Here is a 290-nt window from a genome sequence, read left to right on the forward strand (position 1 = left end):
GGAAAGTGAAAAAGCAATAAGAACCGGCCGCCCTTCCTTGCCGGGAGGGCGGCGGCGCGCGACGCCTGGAAGCCTTCATTGCCCTGGAAACCCTGCCGGTGGCGCCCGCCATCCTGCGCTGACCTTTCCGTTCCTTCCCGCATTCTTTCCCGTTTTCCCGCCTGCCTGATTGCCCACCGGCGCGTGCAAGGCGGCCAGCAAGTCGTCGCGCGACACGCCCAGCGTTTCCGCGGCGCTGTACAGGTACAAGCCGTGACCGGCTTCGTCCTGGATCTTGGCCAGCAGGATCG

1 pseudogene is annotated in these 290 nt (G+C 65.5%); it reads right to left on the reverse strand.

Going from position 1 to position 290, the window contains the following annotated elements:
• Window positions 1–180: 180 nt before the first annotated feature.
• Window positions 181–290: pseudogene (locus GCN75_RS28955) on the reverse strand (Phenylacetic acid catabolic protein); the annotation flags it as partial.

The organism is Janthinobacterium violaceinigrum, from assembly GCF_009208555.1.
Classification (GTDB): Bacteria; Pseudomonadota; Gammaproteobacteria; order Burkholderiales; family Burkholderiaceae_D; genus Janthinobacterium; species Janthinobacterium violaceinigrum.